The 14671-nt window shown below is 62.0% G+C and carries 15 protein-coding genes; 10 read left to right on the forward strand and 5 right to left on the reverse strand.

What is annotated here, in order from left to right; genetic code table 11:
* The first annotated feature begins 48 nt into the window (after positions 1–48).
* The 9 genes from hemC (at position 49) to ACYQ1A_RS15580 (ending at position 9293) form a co-directional block, all read left to right on the forward strand.
* Positions 49–984 carry a hydroxymethylbilane synthase gene (gene hemC, locus ACYQ1A_RS15540; protein ID WP_499363405.1) on the forward strand — a complete coding sequence of 312 codons (936 nt, stop codon included), beginning with the start codon at positions 49–51 and terminating at the stop codon, positions 982–984.
* Positions 985–987: 3 nt separating this feature from the next.
* The gene (locus ACYQ1A_RS15545) at positions 988–1767 is read left to right on the forward strand and encodes a uroporphyrinogen-III synthase (protein ID WP_499363407.1); all 780 of its coding nucleotides are present in this window, start codon (positions 988–990) and stop codon (positions 1765–1767) included.
* Complete coding sequence (locus ACYQ1A_RS15550; RefSeq protein ID WP_499363409.1) at positions 1764–2804, forward strand: uroporphyrinogen-III C-methyltransferase; 1041 nt, start codon at positions 1764–1766, stop codon at positions 2802–2804. The genes ACYQ1A_RS15545 and ACYQ1A_RS15550 overlap by 4 nt, the downstream gene beginning before the upstream one ends.
* Complete coding sequence (locus ACYQ1A_RS15555; RefSeq protein ID WP_499363411.1) at positions 2801–3997, forward strand: heme biosynthesis HemY N-terminal domain-containing protein; 1197 nt, start codon at positions 2801–2803, stop codon at positions 3995–3997. The genes ACYQ1A_RS15550 and ACYQ1A_RS15555 overlap by 4 nt, the downstream gene beginning before the upstream one ends.
* Positions 3998–4510: 513 nt before the next feature.
* Positions 4511–5824, forward strand: a complete 1314-nt coding sequence (locus ACYQ1A_RS15560; RefSeq protein WP_499363412.1) for a hemolysin family protein — start codon at positions 4511–4513, stop codon at positions 5822–5824.
* Between the two features lie 107 nt (positions 5825–5931).
* Positions 5932–6414, forward strand: coding sequence for a DUF4442 domain-containing protein (locus ACYQ1A_RS15565; RefSeq protein ID WP_499363413.1), 483 nt, complete (start codon positions 5932–5934; stop codon positions 6412–6414).
* A gap of 107 nt (positions 6415–6521) precedes the next feature.
* Positions 6522–7538 (forward strand): glycosyltransferase family 2 protein, encoded by a 1017-nt coding sequence (locus ACYQ1A_RS15570; RefSeq protein WP_499363415.1) that lies wholly within the window; start codon positions 6522–6524, stop codon positions 7536–7538.
* Positions 7539–7734: 196 nt separating this feature from the next.
* Positions 7735–8808, forward strand: a complete 1074-nt coding sequence (dcm, locus tag ACYQ1A_RS15575; protein ID WP_499363456.1) for a DNA (cytosine-5-)-methyltransferase — start codon at positions 7735–7737, stop codon at positions 8806–8808.
* Positions 8808–9293 carry a very short patch repair endonuclease gene (locus ACYQ1A_RS15580; protein WP_062224443.1) on the forward strand — a complete coding sequence of 162 codons (486 nt, stop codon included), beginning with the start codon at positions 8808–8810 and terminating at the stop codon, positions 9291–9293. Before dcm ends, ACYQ1A_RS15580 begins: the two co-directional genes overlap by 1 nt.
* A 213-nt stretch (positions 9294–9506) precedes the next feature.
* Here the strand turns inward: ACYQ1A_RS15580 and ACYQ1A_RS15585 are convergent, their stop codons facing one another.
* Genes ACYQ1A_RS15585 through ACYQ1A_RS15595 form a run of 3 tightly spaced genes read right to left on the reverse strand, consistent with a single transcriptional unit; the run spans position 9507 to position 11966 of the window.
* Entirely contained in the window at positions 9507–10466 is a 960-nt protein-coding gene (locus ACYQ1A_RS15585; RefSeq protein WP_499363417.1) for a hypothetical protein, read from the reverse strand.
* Positions 10467–10494: 28 nt separating this feature from the next.
* Positions 10495–11058, reverse strand: coding sequence for a flavin reductase family protein (locus ACYQ1A_RS15590; protein ID WP_499363419.1), 564 nt, complete (start codon positions 11056–11058; stop codon positions 10495–10497).
* 29 nt (positions 11059–11087) lie between these two features.
* Complete coding sequence (locus ACYQ1A_RS15595) at positions 11088–11966, reverse strand: LysR family transcriptional regulator (protein WP_062221736.1); 879 nt, start codon at positions 11964–11966, stop codon at positions 11088–11090.
* Positions 11967–12070: 104 nt separating this feature from the next.
* On the opposite strand from ACYQ1A_RS15595, the gene ACYQ1A_RS15600 reads away from it, so the two are divergent.
* Positions 12071–12997: an AEC family transporter gene (locus tag ACYQ1A_RS15600; RefSeq protein WP_499363421.1), complete on the forward strand. Its 927-nt coding sequence runs from the start codon at positions 12071–12073 to the stop codon at positions 12995–12997.
* Positions 12998–13032: 35 nt separating this feature from the next.
* On the opposite strand, the gene ACYQ1A_RS15605 is transcribed toward ACYQ1A_RS15600, so the two are convergent.
* Both ACYQ1A_RS15605 and ACYQ1A_RS15610 read right to left on the reverse strand, forming a co-directional pair.
* Positions 13033–13911, reverse strand: a complete 879-nt coding sequence (locus ACYQ1A_RS15605) for a glycosyltransferase family 2 protein (protein ID WP_499363423.1) — start codon at positions 13909–13911, stop codon at positions 13033–13035.
* Complete coding sequence (locus ACYQ1A_RS15610; RefSeq protein WP_499363425.1) at positions 13908–14663, reverse strand: glycosyltransferase family 2 protein; 756 nt, start codon at positions 14661–14663, stop codon at positions 13908–13910. Before ACYQ1A_RS15610 ends, ACYQ1A_RS15605 begins: the two co-directional genes overlap by 4 nt.
* Between the last annotated feature and the right edge of the window lie 8 nt (positions 14664–14671).

Below are 14671 nucleotides of genomic sequence, written 5' to 3' on the forward strand. Positions count from 1 at the left end.
CCAGGCGCCCCCGTCCGGACCCACCCCATAACTCTGTGATTTGAAAAGATGACCACTACCGCTCCTACCCGTCTCGTCATCGCCACGCGTGAAAGCCCGCTGGCGCTGTGGCAAGCCCACCATATCCGCGACCGTCTGCTGGCGCTGTACCCCGGCCTGACGGTTGAGCTGCTGGGTATGACCACGCAGGGCGATCGCATTCTCGATGTCACCCTCAACAAAATCGGTGGCAAGGGCCTGTTTGTTAAAGAACTCGAAACCGCGTTGCAGGATGGCCGCGCCGATCTGGCCGTGCACTCGATGAAAGATGTGCCGATGGTGCTGCCGGAAGGTTTTGCCATGGCCGCCGTGGCGGAGCGCGAATCGCCGTTTGACGCCTTCGTCTCGAATACCTACGCCGCCGTGGCCGACTTGCCCGCCGGCGCGGTGGTGGGCACCTCCAGCCTGCGCCGTGAAAGCCAGCTGCGCGCACGCTTTCCGCATCTGGTCATCAAGCCGTTGCGCGGCAATATCAACACGCGGCTGCGCAAACTGGACGAAGGCGAATACGACGCCATCATCCTCGCCGCCGCCGGCCTGATCCGCCTGGAGATGGGCGAGCGCATCCGCGCGCTGATGAGTGCCGAAGACAGCCTGCCCGCACCGGGCCAAGGCGCGCTGGGCATCGAAATCCTGGCCAGCCGCGATGATCTGAAAGCGTTGCTGGCCCCGCTGAACCACGCCGCCACTGCCGCATGTGTGGAAGCCGAGCGCGCGGTGTCGCGTCGCCTGGGCGGTTCTTGCCAGGTGCCGCTGGGTGCGTTTGCCGAAGATGATGATGGCTTTTTGCGCCTGCGCAGCTTTGTCGCCAGCCCCGATGGCAGCGATATCGTCTATGCCGAAGCCAATGGCTCGCGCGCGGCGGCCGATGGCCTGGGCAACCAGGTGGCCGATCTGCTGCTGACCGAGGGCGCGGCCGAAATCCTTAAAACGCTGGGCCAATAAGCGATGTCGTTGGCGCTGCAAGGTCGCCGCCTGTGGGTTACCCGGCCGCAAGCGCAGGCCGACCCGCTGTGCGACCTGTTGCAGCAAGCGGGAGCCACCCCGGTGCGCCTGCCGCTGCTGCAAATCCTGCCGCCGGAAGACCCGCAGGCTTTGCACGCGGCGCTGGCGCGATTGGGCGACTACGCCGTGGCCATCGCCATCAGCCCCTCGGCGCTCGATGCCGTGTTTACGCAGCTGGGGGAGCAAGCCTGGCCCGCCGACGTACCGTTGGCGGTGGTCGGCCCCGGTAGCGCCCGCCGCGCGCGCGAACTCGGTTTGCGCGACGAGCAGATCATCTGCCCGGCTACGCAATTTGATAGTGAAGGCCTGCTGGCCGAAGCCGCCTTTGCGCCTGATGTGATCCAGGGCCAGCGCGTGCTGATCTTGCGCGGCAATGGCGGGCGCGAACTGCTGGCGCAAACATTGATCGCTCGCCGGGCACTGGTCGATATCGTGTCGGCTTATCGCCGATTGCCACCGCAGCTTGATGCCGCCACACTGGCGCGTCTGCTGGACGCCGGTTGCGATGGCATCATCGTTTCCAGCTCCGAAGCCGCGGCTTACCTGTTTACGCAGTCTGGAGCCGCGCTTGTCCAGCGGCTACAATCCATGCAGTATTTCACGCCACACCCGCGCATTGCCGCTGTCCTGGCGCACCATGGCGCCAGCCGGCACGTGCTGACCGAAGCGGGGGACCAAGGCATCGTGAACACGCTGTGCCGTCATTTCAACAGGACGCCATGACTCTGGAACAAGATTCTCTCTCGGCTGCCTTTACGCCGAACACCGCGCCCCGGCGCTTTGGCCCGCCGCAAGTGGCACTCGTGCTGGGTGGCCTGGCGCTGATCGCCGCTGCGGGCGCATTTATCTATGAGCAACAGCAAACCGCCGCGCTAAAAGACCATCTGGCGGCGCAACTGGCCGTGCAAACCCAGCGCGCCAACGAAGCGCAAGCGGCCTTCACCGCATCGCAAACGCGGTTGCGCACGATGGAACAAGAGCTGGCGCTGCTCAGCGCGCATGATCAGCAGGCGCAGGGCCAACAGGCCACGCTCAACAATCTGTACGACAGCCTCACCCGTACCGAAACCCAACGCGCGCTGGCCGATATCGAACAAACGCTCACCGCCGCCAGCCAGCAACTGCAACTGGCCGGGGGCGTTGACGCCGCGCTGGTGGCGCTTAACAGCGCCGACCAGAAGCTGCTGGAGCTGAACAAGCCCGAACTCATCACTGTGCGCCAGGTGCTCAGCAAAGATATCGAGAAGCTGAAAACCCTGCCGTCGCTCGATATCGTCGGCATGACCGCGCAACTGGATAGCGTGATGGAAACGCTGGACCGTCTGCCGCTGGCCATCGACACCCATCCCATCGTGCCGCCGGGCAACCAGCCCGCCACGCGCGGCGCAGTCAGCGACTTTGGTAGCGAAGTCTGGAACGAGCTGAAGCAACTGATCGTCATCCGCCGCATGGACAAGCCCGACGCCGTGCTGCTGTCGCCGGACCAGGCTTTCTTTTTGCGCGAGAACATCAAGCTGCGTTTGCTGGATGCGCGCAGCGCCTTGCTGCGCCACGATCAGAAGTCATACAGCGCCGACCTGGCCGCTGCGCAAAGCTATCTGCAACAGTATTTTGATAACAGCGCGGCCAACGTCAAAGAAGTGCAGGCGCGCCTGAAGCAGCTGGCGCAAGCGTCTTTGACGCTGACGCTGCCCACGCTCGACACCAGCCTGGCCGCCGTGCGTAATGCGCGGGCCGTGGCGGAAAGGGCCAAGCCGTGAAGATATTGATCTGGCTGGTTGCGCTGTTTGCGCTTGCGGTCGGTGTGACGTTGTTTGCGCAACTCAACACCGGTTACGCGCTGTTGTTTGTGCCGCCGTGGCGCATCGAAATTTCCATCAACGTATTTATCCTGCTGGTGGTGCTCACCGTGGTGATCGTGTACGCGATCACCCGCGTGGTGGCCGAGCTGGGCGGCTTGCCCACGCGCGTGCGCAAGTATCGCGAACGCCAGCGGCTGGATGCTTCGATCAAGCTGGAGCGCGAAGCGCGCATTGCGTTTTTTGAAGGCCGCTATCAACGCGCCGAACGCCTGGCCGCCGAGGCGCTGGCGCTAAGCACCGCGCAGGATGCGATTGCGGTAAACGGTTTGCTGGCCGCGCGTTCCGCCCATGCGATGCGCGACTTTGCGCGCCGCGACAAGCACTTTGCCGATCTCAAGCAAAAGCTGGGTGGCCCGCAAAAGCTGGCGCTGGCCATGAATATGGCCGAGCTGTATCTGGATGAGCGCCGCTATGCCGACGCCGATGTCGCCATTGCCGAAGCGCGGGCGATTTCGCCCAAGCTGACCGCGGCCATGCGGCTGGAATTGCGTTTGCGCCAGCGCGAAGACGATCCGCAAGCGGTGCTGCAACTGGTGGACCAGTTGTCGCGCTCCGAAGCGCTGGACGCCGCCCAGGCGAGCCGTATCCGCGTCCAGGCGCAGCTGTCTTTGCTGTCCAGTGTGCCGATGTCGCTGGCGGAGCTGAAAGTGTGGTGGAGCAAGCTCAGCGCCGACGACAAACAAGCGCCGGCGATTGTGTTGGCGATGGTCGACCAACTGGTGGCGCACGATGCGCCGGAAGACGCCCGCCGCATCATCGAAGAAGCACTGGCGCTGCAGTGGTCGCCCGAGCTGGTCGAACGCTATGGCCGTCTGCATCTGCCCGCCGAAGCGCGCGTACAGCAACTGCAACTGGCGGAAACCTGGCTGCACACCCGTCCCAACGATTACCAGCTGCTGCTGACGCTGGGCCGTTTGTGCCACGCACGCAGCTTGTGGGGTAAAGCGCAGAACTACCTGGAAGCCTGCCTGGCCGTCGAAAAAACCGCACTGGCGCACGCCGAACTGGCCAGCTTGCTGGAACAGCTCGACCGCCACGAAGAAGCCGCGCGCCACTACCGCGCAAGCCTCGAACTGGCGCTGGGCCACTAACCCACGGGGTGGGGCCCGCCGCTCCACCCACGTTTACCGCCAACGCAAATGCGTTCATAGGGTGGGTCTAGACCCACCATTCAAAGCCGAGGGCCGGGCCACAACGCTTTGCTACGCCACTTTGGACGGTGGGTCTCGACCCACCCTATGCGCAGCGGCGTAGTAAAAAGCGGTTGATTGCCCGCGATCCGTAGAGTGGGGCTCGGCGCCGCCGTCTAGACCCACCATTCAAAGCCGAGGCTGGGCCACAGCGCTTTGCTATGCCACTTTGGACGGTGGGTCGAGACCCACCCTATGCGCAGCGGCGTAGTAAAAAGCGGTTGATTGCCCGCGATCCGTAGAGTGGGGCTCGGCGCCGCCGTCTCGACCCACCATTCAAAGCCGAGGCTAGGCCACAGCGCTTTGCTATGCCACTTTGGACGGTGGGTCGAGACCCACCCCATGCGCAATGCAGCTCACGCACGGGCCGGCATGTTAGAGTGACCCCCATTCCCCTTCGCTTTCACCGACCTGATGAGCAGTAGTCTCCTGTTAGTGTTGCTGGCCGTTGCGCTGGTGTTCCTCAACGGTTTCTTTGTGGCTGCCGAATTCGGCCTGGTCAAACTGCGCGCCACTCAGGTCAAGGCCATGGCCCGCATCTATGGCTGGCGCGGCCGCATCCTCGAAAAGACCCATAGCAATCTCGATGCCTATCTCTCCGCCTGCCAGCTGGGCATTACCTTGGCCTCGCTCGGCCTGGGTTGGGTGGGTGAGCCCGCGTTTGCGCGCCTGATCGAGCCGCTGATGCACGCGCTGGGCTTTACCAGCGAAGATCTGATTCGTGGTGTTGCCTTTGCCATCGCGTTTTTTACCATCTCGTTTCTGCATATCGTGGTGGGCGAACTAGCGCCCAAATCGCTGGCCATCCGCCGCTCTGCACAAATCGGCCTGTGGACTGCGCCGCCGCTGTATGCGTTTTACTGGACCATGTATCCGGCAATCTGGGGGCTGAATACCAGCGCGTCGCTGGTGCTCAAACTGGTCGGGCTGGACCCGGAACATGGTCATGACAGCGATTATTCAGCCGACGAACTCAAACTGATCTTGCGCAGCAGCAAGCCCGACGCGTCACGCAGCCGCAAAGAATGGCGTGTGCTGGCGCAATCGCTCGACTTTCCCACCCTGGATGTAGCAGACCTGATGCATCCGTTCAGCGAAGCGGTGTGCCTTGATGCGCGTGAGCCGCTCGAAGCCAATCTCGACCGCATGGCGCAGCATCGGTATAGCCGCTATCCCTACCTCAATCACGTCGGCAAGGTTGAGGGCATCGTCCACGTCAAAGACATTTTTCTGGCCAATCGCTATGGCCGGCTTGGTAACACGCTCGACCCGCTGGTGCGCCCGGCCGAAGTAGTGCCGCCCACGCTGATGGCGCGCGATCTGCTCGATCGTTTGCGCCGCGGCGCGCCGCACTTTGCCATCGTGGCCTATGGCGACGGTGAACCGCTAGGCTTTATCACCATGGATAACTTGCTCAGCGCCATGGTCGGCGAAATCCGCGACGAATTCCGGCAGAACCAGGACGACTGGACCATGCTCGACGATGGCTCAATGATCGGCAAAGGCAATCTGCCGGTGATTACGCTGGAGCGCGCGCTAGGCGTCGATATCGAAAGTGGCGATGCCGATACCGTGGGGGGGCTGGTGCAATTGCAGACCGGCCGGGTGCCGGATGAAGGCGAACGCATCGAGTTTGATGCCTTCAGCCTGGTGATCAAAAAGATGCGTGGCCCGCGGATTTTGTTGGTGCGCGTCTATCCCAAAACGGACGAACTGGCCGGCGGCTAAGCCAACGCGCTGTTTCAAACACGGGCGTCGCGGTGATTGCTGATCGCTGTGCACACCGGCGGCGGGCACACTGCGCGACTGCTTTGTATCTACGGGGTAGCCGAACCATGCAGCTTTTTCTGTGGCGCTTTCTGATTAATCTGTGGCCGCCGTTTCTATTTGCCGGTATCCGCTGTACCTATGTGGCGAGGGACTTTCGCCGCATCGATGTCGCCATGCATTCGTACTGGCTCAACCTCAACATCATGCGCACACACTTTGGCGGCAGCCTGTATGCGATGACCGATCCCTGGTATATGGCCATGTTGATGCAGATCCTGGGCCGCGATTACTACGTGTGGGACCGGCGCGCCGAAATTGATTTTGAAGCGCCGGGCCGTGGCACGGTGCGGGCGCGCTTTAGCCTGGACCAGGCGCAGATCGACGCAATCCGTGTTGCCACCGCCGATGGCGACAAACATCTGGCCGAGTTCGACGTGGAAATTCGTGATGCGCAAAACAAGCGCGTGGCCCTGGTCAAGAAGACCGTTTATGTGCGCAAGAAGCCAGAGCATCGTGCTGCAAAAGAGGGCAGCGCTGCCCCGTTGTGATCGATAAGACATTCATCAATCCACGATTGAGGAATACGCCAGTTGTAAGGTAATGTACGCCTAAACTGATAATAATCTTGTCGATCCCGACTACAGCGTGAGCAACCATGGCCCTTCCCGCAGCGTCGATCCGCTATTCCGTTGTCGTGCCCGTCTACAATGTCGAGCCGTATGTGCTTGCTTGCCTGCGTTCGATCGCAGCCCAATCCTGGACTGAGTTTGAATGCATTGTGGTGGATGACGGGTCCACCGATGACAGCGGGCTGCTGGCTGCCGCATTTTGCGCACAAGACCCGCGCTTCCGCCTGATCCAGCAAGCCAATCGAGGCTTGTCGCATGCGCGTAATACCGGGATCGCTGCCGCCAGCGGCGATGACATTATCCTGATTGATTCTGACGACGTGGTGGACCCGCGCTTGCTGGAATTCGTGGCGCGCACCCAGGCGGAATCGCAAGCCGATATGGTCATTTTTGGCTACCGCCAGTTTGAACACGATGCGCAGATCGATTGCGGCGCACCCTATGCCTGGCGTTGGCTGGCCCCGAGCAAAGTGCCGCGCCTGCCCAACTTTGCCTGCATCCGCGTGGCCTCGCGTCATCACTACGCCACCCATCCTTTTCCTGACGGCTTGATCTACGAAGACACGGTGGTCGCGCCCTTGCTGGCCAAAGCCTGCCCGCGCGTGGCGTGGATTGATGTGCCGCTGTACTGGTATCGCAAACGCGAGGGCTCGCTTTCGCGGTCGGCCCCCGAAGTGCAATTTCGCATGCTCGATTCTCTGCGCGAACTGGAACAGCGGGTGCAACGCCTGGGCATGCCACGCAAGGTGTACGAAACCACCGCGCTGGAGATGTTGCTGGTGTGCTACCTGGCCTGCCTTAAAAGCCAGAGCGCGCGGCAGCGGCGCGGCCTGTTGGGGCGCACGCGCGAATTTTATCGGCCGATTGCGTTGCCAGACGGCATCAGTTCGCTGGCCAGCAAACGCAGCAAATTATTGTTCCTGACCTTGTTTGTGCCCTTGATGGGCGATGCCATTGTGCTGAGCTCGCCCTTGCTGATGTCGCTCAACCGCATGCGCAAACGCCTGGCTCAACGCCGCACCGCGCTTGGTTCGGCGGGATAACTGCATGCATAATGCAGCAAAAATTCCCGCCGGAAGCTGCATGACCCATCCCACCCTCACGCTCTTGCACGACGTACTGCAACGTTATTCCCGCCCCGCCGTGGCGCAACAACTGGGCGTAGACCCGGTCACCGTCGGGCGCTGGATCAATGGCGAGAGCAAACCCAAAGCCTATGTCGACGCCGCGTTACGCCAGATGCTGGCGCAAACGCCCTACGCGGGCGGCGGCGATGAGTTCCGTTTTATCGATTTGTTTGCCGGCATCGGCGGGCTGCGCCAGGCCTTTGAAGGCGCGGGCGGGCAGTGCGTGTTTACCAGCGAATGGGACGCCTACGCGCAAAAAACCTACCACGCCAATTACCCGGATGGGCAGGCCGTGGCGGGCGATATCACGCAAGTGCAAGAGGCCGCCGTGCCCGCGCACGATGTGCTGTTGGCGGGTTTTCCGTGCCAGCCTTTCTCGATTGCCGGCGTGTCAAAAAAGAACGCCCTCGGCCGCGCGCACGGCTTTGCCGATGCCACCCAGGGCACGCTGTTTTTTGATGTCGCGCGCATTCTGGCGGCGCATCGGCCCAAAGCCTTTGTGCTGGAGAACGTCAAGAATCTGCATTCGCATGATCAGGGCCGCACCTTTGCCGTCATCTTGCAGACCCTGCGTGAAGAGCTGGGTTACCACGTGCATTACCGCATTCTGGATGGGCAGCACTGGGTGCCGCAGCATCGGGAACGCATTGTGATTGTCGGCTTCCGCGATCCCGTGCCGTTTAGCTGGGACGCGCTCGACCTGCCGGAAAAAGGCGCCATCAAACTGGGCGCCATCCTGCATCGCACTGACGGCAGCGAGCCGCTGCTGGCGCACGACGGGGATCGCTTTTTTGATCACTCACGGCGCCAGGTGCAGCCCAGATACACCCTCACCGACAAGCTATGGCGCTATCTGCAGATGTATGCCGAAAAACATCGCGCCAAAGGCAATGGTTTTGGCTTTGGCCTGGTCAACGCGCACAGCGTGACGCGGACTTTATCGGCGCGCTATTACAAGGATGGCTCCGAGATTCTGCTGGATGCCGGCCCAGGGCGTAACCCACGCCGGTTGACCCCGCGCGAATGCGCGCGGCTGATGGGATATCCGGATAGTTTTCGCATTCCATGCTCGGATACCCGGGCGTACAAACAGTTTGGCAATTCGGTGGTGGTACCGGTCTTTGCCGAAGTGGCGCGACTGGTGCGACCGTGGCTGGATGATGTGCCGGAACGTGTGGTGGCGTGATGGTGGACGTGGTGGACGCCGCCACCCGCAGCCGCATGATGTCCGGCATACGCGGCAAGAATACGTCCCCCGAATTGATCCTGCGCCACGGCCTGCATGCGCGCGGATTGCGTTATCGCCTGCATGTCAAAACCCTGCCCGGCCGGCCCGACCTGGTGCTGCCACGTCACCACGCCGTGGTGCTGATCCACGGTTGCTTCTGGCACGGTCACGCCTGCCGTTATTTCAAAGTGCCGCAAACACGTACTGAATTCTGGATGGGCAAAATCCGGCAAAACCAGGCACGCGATCAACGCGATATCGCCGCGCTGCAGGCCTTGGGCTGGCGCGTGCTGGTGGTGTGGGAATGCGCGGTGCGCGCGGCAAAACGCGACGCGCAATTCTTGCTGCTCGACTTTGTAGCGCAGTGGTTGCGCAGCGATGCGGCCGATGGCCAGATTGGCGAAACCGGCGTGTTGGCGCTGGCAGAAAACACCACAATTTGATTGCAGCTGGCGCATAGACTTTTATGTCGCGCAAGAGCGGCTATGCTGAATGCATCCGCAGCGGCGCTGGTGCGACTTTGCAAAGCTGGCGTGCGGTTCGTGGGCGATGGGCCTGTGGGGCTGTGGATATGCGCCGTCTGGCGGCGCGAATGAGTTGTCTGGTAGGCGCGGGCCCAGGCACCGCCTATTTTTGTGCAGAAACATGCTCAGAATTCACTTGATGAGGACCACCATGGCCAAGGCTTCCGCAACCAGCAAAACCACTTCCACTACGCCTGGCATCGTTGCTGCGGCCAAGCTTCCTCCCAAGGCCACCCGGGCCACCGGCGCCAAAACCGCGACACCCAAAACCGCGAAACCTAAAGCCGCTGCCACCGAGTCGGCCGCAGCAAGCGCAAGCAGCGCCGCAACCACGGCAACGCCAGCAAGCAAAGCCGCGCCGAAAACCGCGAGCAAAGCAGCGGCAAAACCGGCCAGCAAAGCGGCAGCAAAACCAGCCAGCAAAGCAAGTAGCAAGGCCGTTCCCAAGTCTGCCGCCAAAGCGGATGCAAGCGCATCGACGGCCGCAAAAACCAAAGTAGCGGCATCCAAGGCCAAAACCACGACCGCCGCGGCAGAAAAGCCGGCGGCAAAAACGGCGGCGAAGTCGGCTGCAGCGACCAGCGCCACTGCAAAGAAAGCCCCAGCCCCTAAAACCGCCAGTGCGAGCAAAGCCAGCACCGCCAAGGCCAGCACCACCAAGGCCGCTAGCAGCAAAACGGTGACGGCCAAAGCAGATAGCGCAAAGACGGCCACCAGTAAAACCGGCGCGGCCAAAGCGACGACGGCCAAAGCTGCGACTGCAAAAAAAGCTGCGCCGAAATCGGCCGCCGCCAAGCCAGCCGCCGCGACCGCCGCCGAGTCCACCAGCGCGAGCAGCAGCCCCAAAACCACGGCCAGCAAAACCAAAGCGGCAGCGCCCAAGGCCAAAGCGGCCACGACCAAGGCCAGCACCGCAAAAACGGCGACGGCAAAATCGAGCAGCGCCAAAGCGGCGAGCGCAAAGCCCGCCGCCACCAAATCAGCCGCGCTGAAACCGGCAGGCGCCAGCAAGGCCGAAGCCAAGCCCAAGGCGGCCGCCAGCAAGGCCACGCCCAAGGCAAAGGCTAAATAACATCGTGGATGCGGGATCACGCTGCACGCGTGATCCCCTCAGCGCAGATCAGCGCTCGGATTTGATTTCAAAGATATCGCCCGTCTCAAAGAACGAGCCGCCGGCGATGTAATGGATGGAGCGCGGCACGCCTTCATCGTGTTGCCAGTGGCCGTTATTGAACACGCGCGGGTCGGCGTGCGCCGCCACCACCTCGCCAATAAACATGTCATACGCTTCTTGATTGTGCGGCTCAGGAATCACCTTGCATTCCAGCCAGCCCAGGCAGCCCTCAATCAGGGGCGCGCCGATTTCGCTGCTGGCAAATGTGGTCAAACCCGCTGCCGCAAACTTGTCCACCTCTGCCCCCGACACCGAGCCCACCTTGAGCGTGGCCTCCGCCAGCGCACGGCTGGGGATATTAAGGGCAAACTCTCCCGACGCTTCAATCAAGCCACGCGTGGCGGTCTTTTTGTCGATGATGACCAGCATTTTGGCCGGCGCAAAATCGAGCGGCATCGCCCACGCTGCGGCCATCACATTCTGTTTGCCGCCATGCGCGCTGGTGACCAGCACGGTGGGGCCGTGGTTAAGCAGACGATACGATTTGGCGAGCTCGACGGTTTGAGGCATGGCAGCGTTTTCCTGGAAGGCAAGTGTGCTCAAGATGGGGCCGGCGTGAGCGCTAACAACACCGGCAGGCAGGGATTATCGTTATGCGCGCTCCAGCTTAAGCCCAGCTCGACTTCAGGACTGTCAGCCAGCGGGATAAACACCGCGCCGGCCAGCTGCATTTTGCGCATCGACGCGGGTACCAATGCCACGCCCAGGCCTTCCGCCACCAGATTGACGATGGTTTGTTGCAAGCGGGTTTCCAGCTGGATGCGCGGGGCAAAGCCATGCTGCATACAGCAGCCGAATACCGCGTCATACAAGGCGGGCGCTACCTCGCGCGGAAAAGTAATAAACGGCTCGGCCGCCAGCGAACGCACATCCAGCGTGCTTTGTTGTGCCAGCGTGTGCGCGGCGGGCAGCACCGCGCACAAGGGCTCTTTAAACAGCGACTGATAGTGCAGCAAGCTGGGTTGCCGCCACGGAAAAGTAATCGCCAGATCGGTCTCGCCCCGCGCCAGCGCGTCGGCCAACACATCGGGCGTCACCTCGCGCAGCGTGACCGTAATGCCGGGCGCACCGTGCTGCCAGGTTTTGAGCAAGGTTGGCAGCACGTTCCACGCTGCCGCCATGGTAAAGCTCACCCGTATTTCCCCCAGCTCACCCTGCGCCGTGGAACGGGTCACGCGTTCGGCCTGCGCCAGCGCAGCCAGAATCTGTGTGGCCTCGGCATGCAAACGCCGACCCGCTGTCGTTAATGCCACACTGCGCGAATTACGCACCAGCAAGCGCACGCCCAGTTGCTGTTCCAGTGCGGCAATCTGGCGCGATAAGGGCGGTTGGGTCATGTGCAGTTGTTCGGCGGCGCGGCCGAAGTGCAGCGTGTCGGCGAGCGCCACAAAGTATTGCAGCTGACGAGTCTCCAGCATCGATGCTTATCCGGTATCAATCCGCCCTCTATATAGCATTGGTCGGCATGGATAGCGATGGTTAAGCTGGCGTCTTCCGCATTCTTCTTTGGCTCTGCGCCCCCATGTCCGCCGTCATCCACGCTGTTTTGCCGGTCTTTGCGCTTATCCTGGCGGGCTATATCTGCCGCCGCAGCGGCAAGCTCGGCCCGGCTGCTTCGTCTGAACTCAACCGCTTTGTGGTCTGGCTTGGTCTACCCGCGCTGTTGTTTGATGTGACCGCCGCATCCAGTTGGCAACAAGTGTGGCAGCCGGGTTTTTTGTTGGCGTTTGGTGCGGGTTCGGCCGCTGTGTTCGTGATTACGTTACTGGGGCGTTTGCGTCAGCAACGGCGGCTGGTCGATGCGAGTATCGATAGCCTGAGCGCCTCGTATGCCAATACCGGATTTATCGGCATTCCGCTGTGTGTGCTGGCGCTGGGTCAGGACAGTCTGGAGCCGGCTTTGCTCGCCACCTTGATCGTGGTGTGCGTGCTGTTTGGTGTGGCGGTGGTGTGCATCGAAGTGGGGCTGCAGACCGAAAAGAAACTGCATCACGCGCTATTCAAAGTGCTGAAGGCGCTGGCCAGCAACCCGCTGATCGTCTCGCCCATCCTGGGCGCTTGCTGGGCGGCCAGCGGTCAGCCTTTGCCCGGTGCCGTACATACCTTCATGAAATTGCTGGGTGGTGCCGCCAGCCCGTGCGCCCTGGTCGCATTGGGCTTGTTCCTGGCGCAAAAACAGGAAGGCAAGCGCGATGGTTCGATCGCGCTGGTGGTGGCCAAGCTGATTATCCAGCCGCTGCTGACGTGGTTTCTGGCGTTCCGCGTCTTGCATCTGCCGCCGCTGTGGGCCAACTCGGCCTTGCTACTGAGCGCGCTACCCACCGGAACCGGCCCGTTTATGCTGGCCGAGTTTTATCGGCGCGAGGCGGCGGTGGTGTCGAGTGTGATTCTGGTGTCCACGCTGGGGTCTTTGGTCACGCTCTCAGTCTGCTTGATGTACATCGGCTGAGCGCTGTGGGCTGCATGCACGCGGCTGGCGCCGAGTCAGGTGCTGCCCCCCGCGCCCTGGATATCAGTGGCCTGATTGCGGGTGTTCGCACTGGCATATTGGCTTAAGCCCCGTTCGGCCCGTGTGTGATTGCCGTTCAGGGTCGCCTGCAGGCGGCGCTGGTTTTCCGGTTGTTGGCTGCGGTCGTTTTCCTTGTGCCACAGATGCAGCACCGGCACCGCAAAGCGACCGTCCTTGAGCTTGAGTCCGGCGCGGATCAGGCGGATGGCAAAGTCCGAATCTTCATGCCCCCAGCCCGAGAACGCTTCATCAAAGCCATCCACCGCCAGAAAATCACTGCGCCATACGCCGATATTGCAGCCCTTCAGCACCTGCCAACGGGTGGGCCGGCGTTTGCGCATCTGGCGCAGTCCCAGTCGTAGCCACGGCCAGCCGCGATTGGCTTTGCCGCCGTAGCGCGCCGCCAGCCATTGCAGGGCATTCCAGTGGATCGGCGCAGCCGGCTCGGCCGAGGCCAGCAGTTCGGGGGTAAAGCGTTCGCTCAGCAAGACACGATTGCCGGCCACAAACCAGCCATGTTCCGCCAGCGCCCGATGCTGTGCGACAAAGTCCGGGAATGGCACACAATCGCCATCCAGAAACACCAGGTAATCGGCGCGGGTGCGGCCGACGCTCAGATTGCGGATGGCCGCCAGCCGGAAGCCGGTGTCTGCATGCCAGACATGGTCCAGTCGGCATGGAAAGCGCTGTTGCCAGCTCTCGATGCACTGGCGCGTAGCCGGGCCGGAGCCGTCGTCGGCCACCAGGACTTCCCAGTCGCCCGCGCTCACGCCGGTCTGTTGCGCCAGCGCGCTCAGCACCGCGTTGAGCGCATCGATGCGGTTGTAGGTTGAAACAATGATGGCGAGTTTCACGGGCGTTCTTGCAGATACATGAGTTTGAGATAACGGTAGTACGCGCCTTCGGCATTCGATACCGCCAGGATAAAACCTTCGCGCCCGTCCAGAAAACCGGCCTTGAAAAGATAGGTGCGCACAAAGGTCCAGCAGCCTTTGAACACCGCCTTGCCCAGCGACGCACGCTGGCCGCGCTGCAAACGTTGCTCGGCCCCGGCGGCGGAATAGCGGTTTACCTTGTCCAGCACCTGATCGAGGTTATCAAACGAGTAATGCAGCAATTCACCGTCGAGCGCCGGCGCATCACCCTGATAGACCAGGCGTTCGTGGATCAGATCGTCCGAATAATGCGCGGTGCCGCGGCGGAACAAACGCGCGACATGATCGGGATACCAGCCGGAGTGTTTCATCCAGCGCCCGCAATAGTTGGACAACCGCGACAAGCTGTAGACGTCGCCCGGCGTTTGCGTATCGGCCACGCGTTGTTGCACCGAACCCGCCAGTTGCGGGCTGACGACTTCATCGGCATCAATCGCCAATATCCAGTCGGTATCGAGCAAGGCCAGCACACGATTTTTTTGCGGACCAAAGCCGGGCCATTGCGCGTTGATATGCACCTCGGCACCGTGCGCCCGCGCAATCTCCAGCGTGGCATCAGTGCTGCCGCTATCCAGCACCACAATGCGATCGGCCCAGGCCACAGCCTGCAAGCATTGCGCCAGGTGCGCGGCGGCGTTTTTGGTAATCAGGGCAACGCCGAGTGTGGGCATGATCAAGA

The organism is Silvimonas sp. JCM 19000 (genome assembly GCF_054652575.1).